A 17,243-nucleotide genomic window follows, 5' to 3' on the forward strand; every position below is an offset into this window, starting at 1 on the left:
AATGAATATCCAAGAAGAATGTTTGGTTATAGGTCAGCCATAGAAATGGCGGTATGATGTATAGAATTTATTCCAGTAAGCAATGGATTTACCAAATTTTTCACGGCATTTAATATTGCAATTTATACCTGCCACATATTAAAAGCTGGCGCCGGCTCGGCCATCCCTGAGGGAGATTTTTAAAACATGGTTAATACCTATTGAGAATTGAAGTGCAATATGCTCAGAAGGGTCTTAAAACATCAATGGCCAGAATGGTCACATCATCGTTGAGCTGTTCGGAGTATTGCTTCACATCCTTCAGGATTCTTTCGATCATCACGCTTGCATTCCATTTATGATGCCGGGACAGCAGTTCCTTCAGCCTTTCCTTGGAGTAGGGCTGCCTTTCCTTGTTGGCCGCTTCCACAAGGCCATCGGTATAAAGGATCAGCCTGTCACCCGGAAACAGCATGACCTGGCGGTTGGAAAACTTGGGCGTGAACAGATCGCCCAGTTTGCAGATGGCGAATCCCTCAGCATCAAGTTCCTGGATGGAACCGTCCGGTCTGAGCCTTAACGGAGAGGTATTCAGACCACCGGAAGCATAGGAGAAGATTCCGGTTTCAGTGTTGTAAACGCCGTAGATCAGCACGATATACAATTCCTCACTGAAATTGGCGGCATTGAAGGAGTCATACAGATGCTTGAGCACCATGGCCGGTATGGTCATGCCTTCCTTCCCGATTTCGTCCATCAGGGACAGGATTCTCTGAAAGGTAAACACGGTAAGCATGGCAGCCGACACCCCGTGCCCGGAGACATCGCCTATATAAATGCCATACTGGGTATCATCGATCTTGATGACATTGTAAAAATCGCCGCTTAAATTCTCGGCAGGCAGATAGCCCGATACAAAGGAAACAAACTCATTCTGCGGCAGGGTCGAGGGCAGCATGGCATGTTGTATGCCCCTGGCCACATCCAGGTCGGCCATAAGCCTCTTGTTGACCTGCTTCAGCTCATAAGTCCGCTTGTCCACCAGGCGGTCCAGCTCATAGGCGTATTCATTGAGCTCCTCCTTGGCCTTGGAAAGGAGCACATAGGGCCTTCTGATGCCGTGGATGAAAAATATGTTGAAAAACAGCATAAAGCCTAACAACTTCAGGATGCATCCAAGCAGGTGTCTGACATCATTCATGCTGTATGCGCCAATGGTAATGATCTGACTGAACAACATCAGGATAAAAGCGCAGGCCATGGTTTTGGAGGACGAATCCCCGTTCTTTCCCAGGTCAATGATAGCCCGGCAGGTATTATAGGCATACAGGAGCCCGGCAGCACCCATAAGCAGGTTTCCTACGGGCTTCATGCCTTCGGGACCATATATGTAGTCCGCTGCTCCGGGAAAACTTTCGACCAACATGATAACAGCGGAGATGACCAGCAAGGATAAAACAAGCCGCCACTCCCTGCCCAGACGTCCTTTCCTGTTCTCGGGCATGCTGACCAGGATCAGCAGGCCGGCTGCATTGAGCAGCCTTGCCAGAAGCAGGTAGATGACGGCTTTACCGGGCACGGCCTCCATGCCGTAGGGGACGTATATATATGGGCAGGTTAACAGCGGAATGGCATCGAATACGCCGACGATCAGAAAAGTGAATCCCACAACGGCCAGGCGGCTGTTCTGAATCTGGTGATAGGTATAATAGGAAATCAGAAAAATGGAGAAGGCAAGAATGATGGCGAAAAAATCAATAAAACCGTACCATGGCGTCGCATTGTCAAGGCTGAAATGTCCTTTTTGTGAAATTTCCAGGAGGGATAAGGCAACAATCAAAGTGATACAGCCGATCAGTGTGTAAAGGATCTCAGTGTAACGCTTAAAATCCCAACGATGGATGGACTTTTCGTTTGGGGTTATCATATGTTGCCCTCCGGAATTTTATCTTATGGTAGAAAGATCATGAAAAAATAATATTTAGTTAATTCGTGCATAAACATATCGGCTTTATCAATATTGTAACACAAGAAATCCTATTTTCAACTTTAATTCTACAGAATTCGATAATCTTATTATGATGAATGCCGTCTCAAAGAGACGGCATCGTTTGCATAACCTGGCCCGCACAGCATGCCGACGGCTTTTGAAAAAAATCTGCGGGAAAACTATTCGCCAATTCTGTGCCTGATGGCATATACAGCAGCCTGAGTCCTGTCCTGGACATCAAGCTTTCTGAAAATGCTGGAGATATGGTTCTTAACAGTCTTTTCGCTGATATAAAGCGTTTTGGCGATCTCCTTGTTAAGCATGCCCTTTGTCAGCAATCTGAGAACTTCCAGTTCCCTTTTTGTCAGAAAGCTCTCGGGTCTGTCCGGGGTACCGCTTTTGATTCGCTTGTATTCACTGACCAGTTCCTTTGCCATGCTGGGCTGGATATAGGTCTGATTGTTGAAAACGCTACGCACGGCTTCCACAAGCACCCTTGAATCCGCATCCTTGAGAATGTAGCCCATAGCACCCAGATCCAGTGACCGCAGCAGATACTCCCGGTCATGGTGGATGGTCAGCATAATGATTTTTGCCTGCGGATCCGTTTTCCTGATCAGTTCGGTTGCTTCCAGTCCATTCAGAACCGGCAAATTGATATCCATCAGCACCACATCGGGCCTGACCTTCGGATACTGCTCTACCGCCGAGCGACCGTCAGGAAAACCGGCTATCACCTTGATGTCCTTTTCAAGCTCCAACAGTTGTTTCAGACCTTCCCTGATCATGGAATGATCCTCAACCAGCATGACCTTAATCATATTCAATCATCATACCCCCTGAAGACTATAGGGCAATGTCGCTCTGACGGTTGTTCCCTTGCCCGTTTTCGATTCGATTGAGAAAGATCCGCCCAAAAGTTCCACCCGTTCTCTCATGCCAATCACACCATATCCGCTGTCACTATGGGCAGGTTCCCTGCTCAGCCTGGCCGTGTCAAAGCCTTTTCCGTCATCCTTGATACGGACGGTCAGGCCTTTGGTTGTGCCTTCCAGCTGGATGGTTACCTGCGTGGCGCAGGCATGTTTTTTCACATTGTTCAGGCACTCCTGAACCAGCCGGAAGACTGTCAGCACAATATTGCTGTCCTTTATCTTATTATCCGTTTCGATAAACATCAAATCAACCCGGATGCCGGTTTCGTTGACAAAATTGTCGATATACTTCTGAAGTGTCGGACTGAGACCAAGATCATCGATGGACATGGGCCTCAGGTCATAAATAATCCGGCGGACATCCTTCAGGCATGCGCGAACCATCTCCTTAAGCGCGGAGAGTTCTTCCCTGGCCTTTTCCAAATCAATCTCGAACAGCTTTTCGCAAATCTCTGCCTTCAAAATAACGTTGGACATGGACTGGGCAGGGCCATCATGCATCTCCCTTGCGATCCGCCGTCGCTCTTCCTCCTGGGCCTTGATGATCCTTAAGGCCAGCGTGCGCTTTTGCTCTGCGCTCTCAATGTGTTCATCCAGTTTGCTCAAATCGCCCGCAAGATAGTCCAGCACCGTGCTGACCTGGGCAACGAGCTTTTCCGCTTTCTCCAGGGTCACCTCGGCATTTTTCAGGCGACGCTCAAGCTCATTGCGCCGTATCACGGTCTGCCGTTCCCGTTCCCGGGATACAGCCAGTTCCACCCTGAGCCTGTCGGCTTCCTCATAGGCTGCCCGCATGTCTTCTTCAGTGTACCTGGTATAGTCGCCACTGATGGTGGCCAGCTTGATGCGGCTCTTAATCATCAGTTTTTCGAGCCTCTCGCTGTTTTTGATGACCTCCTGGACTTCCGCCTGGAGCGCCTGGATCTCTTCCTTGAGAATTGCCACCTCTTTACGGGCATTTTCAGCTATTTCCATGATGGCCCCCCTGCTGTTCTCGATAACCGCAAGGGTTATGCCTGATGATCTCGTTTATCCTTTTTAAATCCGATTTTGCCACATTTACCCCTACTTACTTGTCTTTGAGAAGCTTGCTCAGCTCATCCATAAAGGTATTGATATCCTTGAACTGTCGGTACACCGATGCAAAACGGACATAGGCCACTTCATCCAGAGCCCGCAGTTTCTCCATGACAAGCTCGCCGATAAAAGCGCTGGTGACTTCGCGTTCCAATGAGTTGCTGATCTGGTACTCGATGCTGTCCAGCATCCTTTCTATGGCATCAGCAGAAACCGAGCGTTTCTCGGTAGCACGAAGGATGCCTTTCCTGACCTTGTCCCGATCATAGGGCTCCCTGGAACCGTCCTTCTTGATGACCATGATGGGCAGGTTCTCAACCTTTTCATACGTGGTAAAACGTTTGTGGCAGTTCAGGCATTCCCTTCTTCTGCGTATGGTTGCGCCCTCATCCGTCGGCCTTGAATCGATGACCTTGTCTTCCTGGCAGGAACAATACGGACATTTCATATGCCTGTCCCCCATTCGTCTATTGATTCTTGGGCTTCTCCTGTAAGTACCATTCTAATATTTTTTTCGGATTTGGTGAAGGGTTTACTTATAGGGCTTTCGGGACCGGAAACGGTACAAGGTTGCAAAAAGCCGCATGCGGCATTTCATGTAATTATCGGACAGGATGTCTGGCAGCCGCCTTTACGGGCTTGCTTGATTAAAGGGGATTGCCGCACTCCGTTTTCCGCGGCTCGCCATGACATAAAGAAAGCGGCTTTTCAGCCGCCCGAATGCTCTGTTTTAAGGAATGGACGCCATCGCTTTACGCGTCCTCACGAATTATACATATTTTTGCATGTGCTTCAACGCCGACTTTTCCAGTCGCGAGACCTGTGCCTGGGAGATGCCGATCTCTTCGGCCACCTCCATCTGGGTTCTGCCCTGGAAGAAGCGCAGATCCACAATCTTTTTCTCACGTTCGCTGAGCTTGCTCATGGCTTCGTTGATGGCTATGCTTTCCAGCCATTTCTCATCGCTGTTCTTTTCATCGCTGACCTGATCCATCACATAAATGGCATCACCGCCGTCATGGTAGACCGATTCAAACAGGGATATGGGTTCCTGGATGGCGTCCAGGGCCATGACCACATCCTCCTTGGACATATTCAGTTCCCTGGCAATGTCCGTAATTGTCGGCTCACGGGCTTCCTGACCGATCAGTTTATCACGGGCCTGCAAAGCTTTATAGGCAGTATCCTTCAGGGACCTGCTGACCCTGATGGGGTTATTGTCCCTCAGGTATCTTCGTATTTCTCCGATGATCATGGGAACAGCATATGTGGAAAACTTAACGTTTTGTGTCACATCAAAATTATCGATGGCCTTGATAAGCCCGATGCAGCCCACCTGGAACAAATCGTCCGCGTTCTCTCCGCGGTTTCCGAATCTCTGAATGACGCTCAATACCAGTCTCAGGTTTCCTTCGATGAATTCCTCCCGCGCCGCCTTGTCGCCCTGCTTGATCCTGACGAATAACGCTTCCATCTGTTCACTGGAAAGCAGCGGAAGTTTGGATGTATTGACACCGCAGATCTCCACCTTATTCATCATAAAAGCACACACCTCGCTCGCAGACTGGACTGATTACGTTCAAATACAGTCTTGTCCGCGCGAGGTGTGTTTTATGCGGATTAAAACCTTGAAAATATTTATAAAAAGCCTTGACAGGCAGATTGCATGAATTGACCGAGTTTACGCGTCACAGCATTCTGCATATTTCCCGCTTGAGCCTGCCAAGAATTCTCTTTTCCAGCCTTGAAATATAGGATTGTGAGATGCCCAGCATATCGGCCACCTCTTTTTGGGTTTTTTCAAGATGGTTGTTGAGACCGAACCTGAGTTCCATGATCTTCTTTTCTCTGCCGCTGAGCTTGTTCATGGCGCTTACCAGGAGCTTCCTGTCGGTCTCTTCCTCCAGGTTCCTCTGGATGATATCGCTGTCGGTTCCCAGAATATCGGAAAGCAGCAGTTCATTGCCATCCCAGTCCACATTGAGCGGCTCCTCAAAGGATACCTCGCTGCGGGCGCGGCTGTTCTTTCTCAGGTACATCAGGATTTCGTTCTCAATGCAGCGGGAGGCATATGTGGCCAGTTTGATGTTCCTTCCGGGATTATAGGTGTTGATGGCCTTGATGAGCCCAATGGTACCAATGGATGTCAGGTCTTCAATATCAACACCGGTATTCTCGAATTTTCTGGCTATGTAAACCACCAATCGGAGGTTCCTTTCGATCAGCACATGCTTGACTGAGGTATCACCCGCTTCCAGGTTCTCAAGCAACTCTGCCTCCTCCTCGGCTTGCAGCGGCGGAGGCAGGACATCATTGCCCCCGATATAGAAAACCTCGTTGGCAGGCTGATCGGATTTGGAAGCAAAGTTGAAAAAGAACCCAAACACCTTTTCAAACATCTTTAAACATCCCCTTCTCGTTTTGCTTGTCTGCATGCACGGTCACGTTATATGTTAGCCAGTGATGCCGGACCTATCAGCGCTGTATACCTGGAGTTGTTGGACAGTTTGATGCCGCAGATGCCAACAATCACGTTCCTGAGTTCCTTGAAGCTGTTCCCGTGCAATACCCTGATGGCATCAGGTCTGAATCCCGCCAAAATACCGTTTTCCCGTCCTATTGACTTGAACGGGATCAAATGCATTCTGCTCTTCCAGGACGGATTGATTTCGTCCTTTATCTGCCCGTCGGACACCTTACTGGACAGAAAGAAGTTGTAAACATCCGGCGGTACGATGTCCTTGACCGATTCCGCCTCGACAATCATCACCGGATACCCTGTCAGCGGATCGATCAGCGAATTCCCGGTATCTATCAAGGCATTAAACCGGGCAGATCGTTTCCCAAGAATGACATTTACCCGCACGATGTTTCCCTCTCTGATCGCCTTGCCCGACAGAATTCTTCCGATGGGGCGAACCAGTATGATGCAGAGCCCGGCTGCGAACAAAAAGGCCTTCAGCACGCCCTGCGGACTTATGTACATCAATCCGCCATATGTGAGCATGCTTTCTCCCAGAACGCCTGAAAATGCATACGTGCAGCCGCCCAGCATGAAGGCCACCAGCAGCATGATTCCCCATCGTTTCAGAAAATCGGTCGTGTTCCTCACCCTGAACGCTATCAGCACCATCAGCATGGAGATCAACATCTTGACGAGCAGCGAAGCAATCAGGGGATTGGACTGGTAGATCACTGCAAATACGGCGTAAAGGGAGCCGACCGATGCGGAGAGAAGGATTCTCCAAAGCGTCGATGGGAAACCCGACATCACGCTGGTCAGCTTCAGGATGAAGCAGTTGGCGAGCAGGTTCTCCAAGAACAACATGTCAGCATAAACCACCATTCCTACTCCCCCTCCCTTGGCTTGATGGTTCCATTAAAACTATTATTCAGCTGTCCCTGATTTATGAGTACCAGCCCTTTTCATGCCGGAAGATTTTCACCGGGGCCCCGGGCTTTTCCTGGCGGCAGTTTTCATATGTTGATTATAGAAGCGGCTTGCATGATATTCTGTCAAATCTGGTTATAGCCCGATGAAAAATATGTCGTAATGCCCGAAAGCCTTGAAACGGGCTTAACATGAGAGTCCTGATTTCCCGTAACACTCCATTTCGGGAGGGAATATGATGGTTATGTATCATGCGCTGGAGTGGTCGTATGCCCGGGATATCCGGTATTGTCAATCCCATGGCAGATATCTCAAACCAATGCAGCCATATCTGTCCGGTTTCGGATGCCGTGCGCACAAGAGGCCCTGCCGGAACCGGACTGTATATATCCGCCCATGCCGTCATGTCCTGCAGGATGGGTCATGACGGCATCCCGGGCGAAAGCCGAACCATCACCCGTATCCGATATCATAACAAGGAATACCGGATTGTCATGGACGGTGCTATCTACAACTACCATGAACTCCGCTCCCAACTGGAATCCTACGGCTGCAGATTTGAAGGAAACACGTTTTCGGAATTGGTAGGCTATGGATATGCCATATGGGATCTGGCCTGTTTCAGGAAACTCAACGGGCTTTTCGCGCTGGCCATATGGATCGCGGAAGACAAAAAACTGGTGCTGGCACGTGACCATATCGGTGCAAAACCGCTTTACTATGCATTCATCGGATCGACCATGGTTTTTGCGTCCGAGATCCGGGGCATCACGTCGCATCCCCTGTTCAATACCCGGATCGATGTGGACGGCTTGTCCGAACTGATCTGCCTCAGCCCGCGCAACACCCCAGGAAGCGCCATTATCAAGGGCATCCATGAACTGCGTCCCGCCCACTGCCTGACTTTTGGACCGGATGGAACAACGGTCAGCCGGTATTGGATGATAGAGGAAAAAGAGCATACCGATTCGGCCGATGAAACAGCCCGGCAAATCGGGGAACTGATCACCGATGCCATTTGCATGCAGATCACCCCGGATTGTCCCGTTTGCGGCCTCCTGTCGGGCGGGCTGTATTCAAGCCTCATCACTGCTGTGGTCTGCAAAAACAGCCGCGGTCTTCTCAGCCATGTATACAATACCTGGTCGGTGGAATACGAAAAGGGCAGCAAACTGACCCCGACAAACTTCCAATCGGATTCCGATATTCCCTGGATTCGCTGGATCTGCAGGGAGCTTGGCACGCGCCATCATTATATCCTGCTGTCCACGGACGATTTGCTGGATGCCCTGTTCGAGGCGTCCGAGGCAATGGGAACGCCGGGAACCGGTGATTACGACAGCGCCCTGATGCTCCTGTTCCGTGAAATCCGGAAAGAGTTTCCCATCGTGATTTCCGGTGACTGCTCCGACGAACTCTTCGGCTACAGCTATCGGACATCGGATCATTCATCAACAGGCAGGAAGCGGTTTCCCTGGGCATCCAACCTGGCTGAAAAGATCAGCGTCATCAACACGGAGATCGTGGAATGGATAAAACCCTATGAATTTATAGAAAAATGTTACGAGGAAGCCCTGTTTGAGTATCCGCGCTTCGCGCTGAACGCCAATGTGCTCAAGAAAGACTATGAATCGGAATGGTTCAGTCTCTACTGGAACCTGCCTTTTCTTCTCAGCCGCCTGGATCGCACCAGCATGACCTTCAACCTCCAGGCCCGCGTACCGCTATGCGATTACCGGCTGATAGAATACTTATGGAATGTCCCCCTGGAAATGAAACGGTATAACGGCGCAGACAGGGGGCTTCTGAGAAAATCGGTGGAGGATCTTCTCCCCCTTGAAATCCTTGAAAGAAAAAAACGCGCCTTCCCAAGGCCGACGGATCCGCTCTATGGCGAGAAGATCCGAAGCGTGCTCAGGGAAGCAATCTATGATACCGAATCACCCCTCCGGTATCTTCTGGATATCAAGACCCTGGAATCCATGATGCGCCAGCAGGATGAAAGCAAACGCCGTACCTCCTACCTTCAGCTTTTCATCTGGCTGATCCAGCTGAGCAATTTTTTCAGGAGCTATAATATCAGAGCGCTTTGATCTCACGGACCAGTGTTTCGACGATCTCGTCCTCGTCGATTTTTTTGATGATCTGACCTTTTTTGAAGAGAACGGCGGCGCCTTTTCCGCCGGCGATGCCGATATCGGCCTCCCGGGCTTCGCCGGGACCATTGACCACGCAGCCCATGATGGCCACCTTGATGGGCTTGTCCACATCCTCAAGCGCCTCTTCGACCTTTGTGGCGATCCCGATGAGATCAATCTGCGTCCTGCCGCAGGTTGGGCACGAGATAAACTGGATGCCCTTCCGGTAAAGTCCGCAGGCCCTTAGGATCTCCCTGGCCGCACGAACCTCCTCAACAGGATCTCCCGTCAGGGACACCCGCAGGGTATCCCCAATGCCGTTGAGCAGCAGAGCACCAATGCCCACGGCGGACCTGATGGTGCCCCTGTAGGGCGTGCCCGCCTCGGTGATTCCGATATGCAGCGGATAGTCTGTTTTTTCTGCAAGCAACTGATGGGCTTTATAGGACATGACCACATCGGAGGACTTGATGGAGATCACAATGTCCTTAAAGCCCATGTCTTCCAGCAAAGCCGCATGGCTCATGGCACTTTCCGCCAGCGCTTCGGCACAAACCCCGCCGTATCTTTCCAGCAGATGCTTTTCAAGGGAACCGCTGTTCACGCCAACCCGGATGGGTATCTTCAACTGGGAGGCCATGTTCACAACCTCCCGCACCTTTTCCTTTGATCCGATATTGCCGGGATTGATCCGGATCTTATCTGCACCGCACGCCATGGCTTTGAGGGCAAGCCGGTGATCGAAATGGATATCGGCCACAAGCGGAATCCCGATCTCTGCCTTAATGGCTTTTATTGCCTCAGCCGATGCCATATCGGGCACAGCCACCCGCACAATGTCGCATCCGGCTTGCTCAAGTGCCTTGATTTGCGCTACGGTTGCGCGGACATCGCTGGTGGGGGTATTGGTCATGGACTGGATGCTGACCGGCGCACCTCCGCCGATGAGCACATTGCCCACCCGAACCTGCCGCGTGGGACGCCGTTCCGGTGTATGCTTCTCCATGGACCATCCCCCCTTATAAGAACCATCGTGGAATATCGTTGAACAGCGTGGCGATCAAAAGCCCGATCAGGAGCATGAAGCCGATCATGGAGATCAGGCCGACCTTTTCCTGGGGCATGGGCTTTCCGCGGATCTTTTCAATCAGCAGGATGAGCAGGATGCTACCGTCCAGGGCAGGAATGGGCAAAAGGTTCATGACGCCCAGATTGATGCTGATAAACGCGCTGAGATATACCAGGTTCAGGATGATATCCGACACCGGCTGCTTTTCCTGGACCACGCTGCCTACTGAGCCGATAATGCCCACCGGTCCGGAGAGCTCCCTGAAGGATACGGTGCCGTTAAACAGCCATCCCAGGGTGACAAAGACATTGCGGATGGTGGAAACTGAGAAATTCCAGGCTGCCCCGATGGTGCCGAAGAAATTGCCCTTCTGACGCTCGAAGCGCATATCCAGCGTATAGGCCGAGTAGGCGTAGGGCTTGATGTTTTCAAACACAAGGGTTTTGCCATCTCTTAAAACTTCTATGGTCAAAGGTGCCTCCTTGTCGGGACGTGTCACGTTGAGCACCTGCTGAATTTCCCTGGTATTGCTGACCGGTATGCCGTCCACCTTAACGACAATATCGCCCCTTCTGACACCGGCGGCTCTCAGCGGGGAATTGTCTTCGATCATCTGGATCTCGTTGGTCCCCTCGCCTTTTTCGTTAACCACGGCGGTAAAGCCAAGGCGCCATACAGTCTGGGTCCTGGCCGGAGTCACCGTGCGTGTAATCCTTTCACCGGTATCGGCATCCTCATAGACGATTTCTTTTGGCGCTCCGTTCTCCGCGTACAACAGGATGCTGATGTCCGAACCAGGCTCGAACAACCTTCTGCCTGCATAGGAAATCAGCCTGTCACCGACTTCCACGCCCGCTGCCTTTAGCGGCGAATTCTCTCCCAGATAGGCAATCCTGTTGGTGGTATACCCTGCGGAAGCCAAAACACCGATGGCCAGAACAAAAGCCAGCAGGATGTTCATGAAAGGACCTGCGCCAATCACCAGGGCCCGTTTCCAGATAGCCTGTTTTGAAAAAGACCGGGAGTCATCGGAGGCTTCATCCTGACCCTCCAGCTTCACATAGCCTCCCATGGGGATCAGCCGCAGGGAATATTGTGTTTCTCCCCTTCTGAATGAAAAGAGTTTGGGTCCCATGAAGATGGAAAATTCCAAAACCTTGATGCCCACAGCCTTAGCCGCCATGAAATGTCCCAATTCGTGAATCAGGATCAAAAAACTCAGCGCAACCAGCGCAACCAATATACCCATCTATTCTCCTCCATCGGAACATGCTGACGGCATGAAGGGACTATCCATCATGCCAGGTCCCACCTGTTCCGCATTAATTCTTTATTCTGATATCCCGTATGATTTCCGCTGCCCGTTCCCTGGAAACCCGATCAGTATCTATTATATCATCGAGGGAAGGCCGGGTATTCACCCGATGTTCCGCCATGACCTGCCGGATGATGCCGGGGATCTGGTGGAATCGGATCTCCCGGTTGAGAAAAGCGGCAACAGCCACTTCATTGGCGGCATTCATGGCAGCAGGCAGGGTTCCACCGGTCCTTGCCGCTTCATATGCCAGCCCGAGGCACGGGAAGGCTTCAAAGTCGGGCTTTTCAAAGGTCAGGCTCCCCAGTTCAACCAGGGATATCCGGCGGAATGGGTTTTGAACCCGTTCCGGCCAGGTCAGGGCGAGCTGAATGGGAATGCGCATATCGGGCGCTCCCAGCTGGGCGATGATGGAGCCATCCACAAACTCAACCATGGAATGGATGATGCTCTCTTTGTGCACTACCACTTCAATATCATCGGGCGCCATATCGAAAAGCCACATGGCCTCGATGACTTCCAGCCCCTTGTTCATCATGCTGGCGGAGTCAATGGTGATCTTGCTGCCCATGGACCAGTTGGGATGATTTAACGCCTGCTCCAGGGTCACCGTTTTCATCTGCTCGGGTGAATAGCCCCTGAACGGTCCGCCCGATGCGGTCAGGATGATCCTTTTGGCATCCTTTCTCCGGTTTCCTGCCAGGCACTGGAATACAGCCGAATGCTCGCTGTCCACCGGAAGGATCGTAATCCCCTTCTCCGCAGCCTTTTTCATAACAAGGGAACCGGCCGTGACCAAGGTCTCCTTATTGGAAAGCGCAATGTTTTTGCCAGCTTCAATTGCAGCCATTGTGGGGACAAGTCCGGCGATCCCCACAACCGACGTGAGGACTGTGTCAATCCCCTGCAGGGTGACGGCTTCCAGGATGCCTTCCAGGCCGCCCAGAACCTTGCAGGACATGTCGGCCACCGAGGTTCTCAGCGCCTGAGCCGCCCGTTCATCGAAGAGGGCGGCCACCTGCGGCCTGTATTTTCTGATCTGTTCCTCCAGAAGCGCTGTATTGGAGCCGGCCACCAGTGATACAACCTTAAGGCCCAACGCGTCGCAGACTTCCAGGGCCTGTCTGCCTATGGAACCTGTTGAACCCAATATCGAAATTCCCTTATTGCTGTCCATCTTCCGTATTGCTCACATCCTGCTAGAAAAATAGGCTGATGTAGATATACACCACCGGCGCCACGAACAGAAAACTGTCGCACCGGTCCATCATGCCGCCGTGCCCCGGGAGCAGACGACCAAAATCCTTGATGCCGGCGCTCCTCTTGATGGAAGAGGCAGCCCAGTCCCCGATCTGGGAAAGGACACCGCACAGCATGCCCATCAGGGCAAAATGATAAACCGGGATGAGCGCCGTTCCCGATTGGTTCACTACCAGCACACCGTAAACCATCATGCAGATCATGCAGCCCAAAGCCCCGCCTATGGCGCCTTCCACAGTCTTTTTCGGGCTGATGGCGGGAATGATCTTGTGCCGCCCAAACAGGGTTCCCGCAAAATAGGCGAAAATATCGGTCACCGATGCGCCGATGATCACCAGCCAGATGTACTCAAAACCGCGGTCCATATTCCGTATCATGAGGACAAAGGACAGGAGGAACGGAATATAGATGATGCCGAACAGGGTATGGGCTGCATCTTCGGTTCTGAATTTTCCATTTTCAAAAAGGATCCTGGAAAACAGAACGACCACAATCAAAAAGATTATACCCCATAGGGCAGTCCTTGTGAAAAGGCTTTTCATGGCAACTGCCAGCCCCTGGCCTTCCTGCTCCGCAAGCGTGGTCACATAGGCGTAAGCTGTCCATACCAGGGCCGCTGCCCATGAGACCTTCAGATCCACCCGGATGCCTTTGTGCTTCATCGCCCCTGCATATTCATGAAGCCCGATGCAGGAAACGAGAAGTACGGCGCCGGCAAGAAATACCGGCGGCAGGAGCAGGATCGCAACGAGTACGGCTGCGGCGACAACACCACTGATAATCCTGGTCAGCATCTTCAGAGCCCTCCAAACCTTCTCTGCCGCCCCTGATAATGCACAATGGCCTCATGCAGGTGCTTTTTTGTAAAATCGGGCCACAGCACATCGGTGAAGTAAAGCTCCGCGTATGCGCTCTGCCATATGAGGAAATTGCTGAACCTGATCTCCCCGCTGGTCCGGATCAGAAGGTCGGGCTCCGGGATGCCGGCCGTCCACAGCCGATCCGCAAGGGCGCCCATTGTGATCTCGGATTCCGCGATCCGGCCGTTCTTGTAATCCTCTGCCAGCTTTTTGCAGGCATGCAGGATATCCTGCCTTCCGCCGTAGTTGATGGCAATGATCAGGTCCAACCCTTCGAGATGCGCAGTGTTTCGCTCCACCCGCTCGATTTCGGACACCATATCGGCGGGCAGTCCGGACCGATCGCCAATCACCCTGATCCTGACCGGTTTTCCCCTCAGCTCGTTCTCAGAGTTCTTCAGATACTCCATCATGAGCTTCATGAGCTGGTCCACCTCTTCCTTGGGCCTCGACCAGTTCTCACAGGAAAAGGCGAACACCGTCAGATACCTGATGCCCAGGTTATAGCATTCCTCCACGATCTTCTTCAGTACCCTGGAGCCCTCACGGTGTCCTATGCTCCGGGACAGGCCGCGTTTTTTGGCCCACCTGCCATTACCGTCCATGATAATGGCGATGTGCCGTGGCATGCCCTCAGGATTCAAAGCTGTTTTGCTTGTCTTTCCGGTTCTCATGATCTATCCCTTTACTGCGTTATTATCCGGCTTTGGTCATTTTTGTCATTCAGCCATCAACATCATACCAAAAACCGCCCATGATTGCCATAAATAATATCCGCAAAAGTATGCACGGAAATCAACGGAATATTTTCACGCCAACAGAAAACAAAGGTCTGATCCCGCAAGCCGGGACCAGACACGTCAGGCACGTCGCCGTATCAGCCGGAGAAACCCTTCTATAAAACGTTATGGTTTTTGAATGCCACAAGATTGACATTCTCCACGCCTTCAAGGGCCGCAAGGCTGTCGGTGAATCCCGAGTCGCCTTTCTTAAGGCGTACCTCGTATGTCCATTCCGCTGCCTCGCCAAAGGCGCTCTTTGCCTTGAACCGGAACTTGCCGGCACGCTCCCTGAGGATCTCCTCAAGCTGGTTCTGGTTTACTGTCTGTCTGGCATTGATCACAAGCACGAACAGGTTCTCCCTGCCGCCGATCCGGCTCATGGCAAACAGCACCAGTCCTATGATCAGGCAACCCACCGTTGCGATGAAGTAGAACCCGGCACCGATGGTGATGCCCATGGTGATGGCCCAGAACATGTAAATGATATCAATGGCTTCCTTTACCGCCGTCCTGAACCGGACAATGCTCAGGGCGCCCACCATGCCAAGGGAAAGCAGGATATTGGAAGTGATGGTCATGATGACCACCGTGGTGATCATGGTCAGCGCCACGAGAGAAACCGCAAAACTGTTGACAAAAGCCGGTGTATTGTCGGACACGCGGTAAATCAGGTAAATAAACATGCCCGCCAGAAAGGCAAACAGCAGGGCAATCAGCAGCTGATTCAGGGTGATGCCCTCAAAGGTCTGGGAGTTCAGAAAATTGTTCTTGAAGATGTCCTGGAAAGTCAACGGTTTGCTCATCTTATCCCCCTCTGCTATTTCTCAGTCATGTTATCCCTCACCGGTATATCCCGGCCAGCCTGCCCGCCGCATACTTGGATATGGACCGGCGGTAGCCGACCTCCTGAAAAATGACCCTCAGGTGATCCGGAAACAGGCCGGTATATTTCACTTCAAAAACCGTGTTCTCGGGCGCCGGCAGATTGATCATGCATGCAGGCCTGTACAGGCACGGGTTTTGATTGATGCTGGCCCTGATCTGGGAATCTATGGTTATGCGTACATTCCCGGGCTCATAAACGAAGGCTTTCCGCCTATAACTGATGATGACCCTGGGCCTTAAAAAGTTTCCTTTCAGATCGGGAAACACATGGGAGAAGCATTCGCTGTGTTTCCTGAACCTGAAGTACTCCTCGTCAATGATGGGAAAGCTTGTCTTGAACACCATATCCCCGCGTTTCAGCTTGCGTTCCAGCTTTTTTCGGCTCAGATCCTCATTATAGATGCGGACGCGGAACTTGGGAAGCTTCATGTCGCCTTCCATCTTCCCGGAGAGTGCCTGGTCGTAGAAATCGTCAAAATACAGGGATTTTACATGATAAACGCCATCGGTACCGTGCTCATCATAAGAAAGGAGATACTCAAGCTTTTTTTCCAGGATTGCCGCATCCGATGGCGAGATATAGAATTTCAGCTCATGCCTTGCCGTACCGGTCATGTCCATTCTCCGTCCCAAAGCCAGCGTCCTGTCAGGCTTAAACCTTTTGTCCATTATATAAAACCCTGCCGGTCTTCGCAATACCTGCTTTCATTTATGGCTTCAGCCCCAAAAGCTTTTGTGCATTTTCATAAAGGATGGCTTCCTTTTCCTCCCTGGTGAGATCAAGCCGGTTGAACAGGGCAAGCTCCCTCTCATGATAGGTAATGGGATAATCGGTCCCAAAAAGGATCCGGTCAACCCCGTGCTTCCGGATGAGTTCCACGGCGCGCCCGGGTTCCATGAAAGCCAGCGCGCTGGAGGTATCCAGCCAGAGGTTCTTCCCGATGAGACAGGCTTCCGCCTCTTCCCATTTGCCGTGACCGCCCAGATGGGCGACAATGAGCCTGAGTTCGGGAAATTTCTCTATCACACGGGCTATTCTTCTGGGTGACGCATGATCCAGGTGCTTGTCGCCCGCATGCATGAGCACCGGTACCCTGGAACCTATGAAACGGTAGATTCTGTCCATCTTTGGACTATCCGCATCAAAACCCTGGAAATCCGGGTGCAGCTTGATTCCCTTGAGGCCTGCCCGGATCAGGCGTTCTATCTCGGCCTCGGGTTCCTCAAAATCCGGATGGACGGTGCCGAACCCTATCATCATCCCCCCGGAGTTCCGGATAATCCAGTCATTGACGCTGCGGACCTGGCCGGACTTTGTAGCCGTTGCGTGGAACACCACATAATCCACTCCCGACCGCTCCGCGCTGGCCTTCAGATCTTCCAGGAGCCCGTTCCCAGCCATTTCGATGCCGTAATGGCCCCCAATCTGCTCAACCGCCTTCCTGGCGATGGATTCGGGGAAAGCATGGGCGTGAATATCGATAATCCCCAACTGAAACAACCTCCCACAGATGCTGCCCATGAATTGCTTCATGACAGATCTTTCAATAAGGCATATTCAT

The 17,243-nt window shown here is 51.8% G+C and carries 16 protein-coding genes; 1 reads left to right on the forward strand and 15 read right to left on the reverse strand.

Translation table 11 applies throughout. The features are described from left to right. Nucleotides 1–223: 223 nt before the first annotated feature. The 7 genes from F3H12_RS07570 to spoIIGA all read right to left on the reverse strand — a co-directional run bounded on the left by F3H12_RS07570 (nt 224) and on the right by spoIIGA (nt 7,327). Nucleotides 224–1,906: a PP2C family protein-serine/threonine phosphatase gene (locus F3H12_RS07570; protein ID WP_149678737.1), complete on the reverse strand. Its 1,683-nt coding sequence runs from the start codon at nt 1,904–1,906 to the stop codon at nt 224–226. 242 nt (nt 1,907–2,148) lie between these two features. Further along, complete coding sequence (locus F3H12_RS07575; protein ID WP_479694071.1) at nt 2,149–2,790, reverse strand: response regulator transcription factor; 642 nt, start codon at nt 2,788–2,790, stop codon at nt 2,149–2,151. 9 nt (nt 2,791–2,799) lie between these two features. Then, complete coding sequence (locus tag F3H12_RS07580) at nt 2,800–3,879, reverse strand: sensor histidine kinase (protein ID WP_149678739.1); 1,080 nt, start codon at nt 3,877–3,879, stop codon at nt 2,800–2,802. 94 nt (nt 3,880–3,973) lie between these two features. Continuing rightward, entirely contained in the window at nt 3,974–4,429 is a 456-nt protein-coding gene (gene nrdR / locus F3H12_RS07585) for a transcriptional regulator NrdR (RefSeq protein WP_149678740.1), read from the reverse strand. Between the two features lie 321 nt (nt 4,430–4,750). Beyond that, nucleotides 4,751–5,521: an RNA polymerase sporulation sigma factor SigG gene (sigG, locus tag F3H12_RS07590; RefSeq protein ID WP_149678741.1), complete on the reverse strand. Its 771-nt coding sequence runs from the start codon at nt 5,519–5,521 to the stop codon at nt 4,751–4,753. A 148-nt stretch (nt 5,522–5,669) separates the two neighbouring features. Then, nucleotides 5,670–6,380 carry an RNA polymerase sporulation sigma factor SigE gene (gene sigE / locus F3H12_RS07595; protein WP_149678742.1) on the reverse strand — a complete coding sequence of 237 codons (711 nt, stop codon included), beginning with the start codon at nt 6,378–6,380 and terminating at the stop codon, nt 5,670–5,672. 47 nt (nt 6,381–6,427) lie between these two features. Then, entirely contained in the window at nt 6,428–7,327 is a 900-nt protein-coding gene (spoIIGA, locus tag F3H12_RS07600; RefSeq protein ID WP_149678743.1) for a sigma-E processing peptidase SpoIIGA, read from the reverse strand. Between the two features lie 314 nt (nt 7,328–7,641). On the opposite strand from spoIIGA, the gene asnB reads away from it, so the two are divergent. After that, nucleotides 7,642–9,465 carry an asparagine synthase (glutamine-hydrolyzing) gene (gene asnB / locus F3H12_RS07605; RefSeq protein WP_188118428.1) on the forward strand — a complete coding sequence of 608 codons (1,824 nt, stop codon included), beginning with the start codon at nt 7,642–7,644 and terminating at the stop codon, nt 9,463–9,465. Here asnB and ispG read toward each other — a convergent pair. From ispG to F3H12_RS07645, 8 genes are all read right to left on the reverse strand, one after another. Next, a complete protein-coding gene (gene ispG, locus F3H12_RS07610) occupies nt 9,452–10,516 on the reverse strand; it encodes a flavodoxin-dependent (E)-4-hydroxy-3-methylbut-2-enyl-diphosphate synthase (protein WP_149678745.1) in 1,065 nt (354 codons plus the stop codon). The genes asnB and ispG overlap by 14 nt on opposite strands. 13 nt (nt 10,517–10,529) lie before the next feature. Then, nucleotides 10,530–11,828 carry an RIP metalloprotease RseP gene (rseP, locus tag F3H12_RS07615; protein ID WP_149678746.1) on the reverse strand — a complete coding sequence of 433 codons (1,299 nt, stop codon included), beginning with the start codon at nt 11,826–11,828 and terminating at the stop codon, nt 10,530–10,532. Nucleotides 11,829–11,901: 73 nt separating this feature from the next. Beyond that, complete coding sequence (locus F3H12_RS07620) at nt 11,902–13,071, reverse strand: 1-deoxy-D-xylulose-5-phosphate reductoisomerase (RefSeq protein ID WP_149678747.1); 1,170 nt, start codon at nt 13,069–13,071, stop codon at nt 11,902–11,904. Between the two features lie 22 nt (nt 13,072–13,093). After that, nucleotides 13,094–13,948: a phosphatidate cytidylyltransferase gene (locus F3H12_RS07625; RefSeq protein ID WP_149678748.1), complete on the reverse strand. Its 855-nt coding sequence runs from the start codon at nt 13,946–13,948 to the stop codon at nt 13,094–13,096. Between the two features lie 2 nt (nt 13,949–13,950). After that, nucleotides 13,951–14,688: an isoprenyl transferase gene (locus F3H12_RS07630; protein ID WP_149678749.1), complete on the reverse strand. Its 738-nt coding sequence runs from the start codon at nt 14,686–14,688 to the stop codon at nt 13,951–13,953. A gap of 221 nt (nt 14,689–14,909) precedes the next feature. Continuing rightward, a complete protein-coding gene (locus F3H12_RS07635; protein ID WP_149678750.1) occupies nt 14,910–15,599 on the reverse strand; it encodes a DUF4956 domain-containing protein in 690 nt (229 codons plus the stop codon). A gap of 37 nt (nt 15,600–15,636) precedes the next feature. Then, entirely contained in the window at nt 15,637–16,350 is a 714-nt protein-coding gene (locus F3H12_RS07640) for a polyphosphate polymerase domain-containing protein (protein ID WP_149678751.1), read from the reverse strand. A 40-nt stretch (nt 16,351–16,390) separates the two neighbouring features. Continuing rightward, nucleotides 16,391–17,173, reverse strand: coding sequence for an amidohydrolase family protein (locus tag F3H12_RS07645; protein WP_188118429.1), 783 nt, complete (start codon nt 17,171–17,173; stop codon nt 16,391–16,393). Nucleotides 17,174–17,243 lie beyond the last annotated feature (70 nt).

Origin of the sequence: Thermoclostridium caenicola, assembly GCF_900142095.1 — a bacterium.
GTDB classification, from domain to species: domain Bacteria; phylum Bacillota; class Clostridia; order DSM-8532; family DSM-8532; genus Thermoclostridium_A; species Thermoclostridium_A caenicola.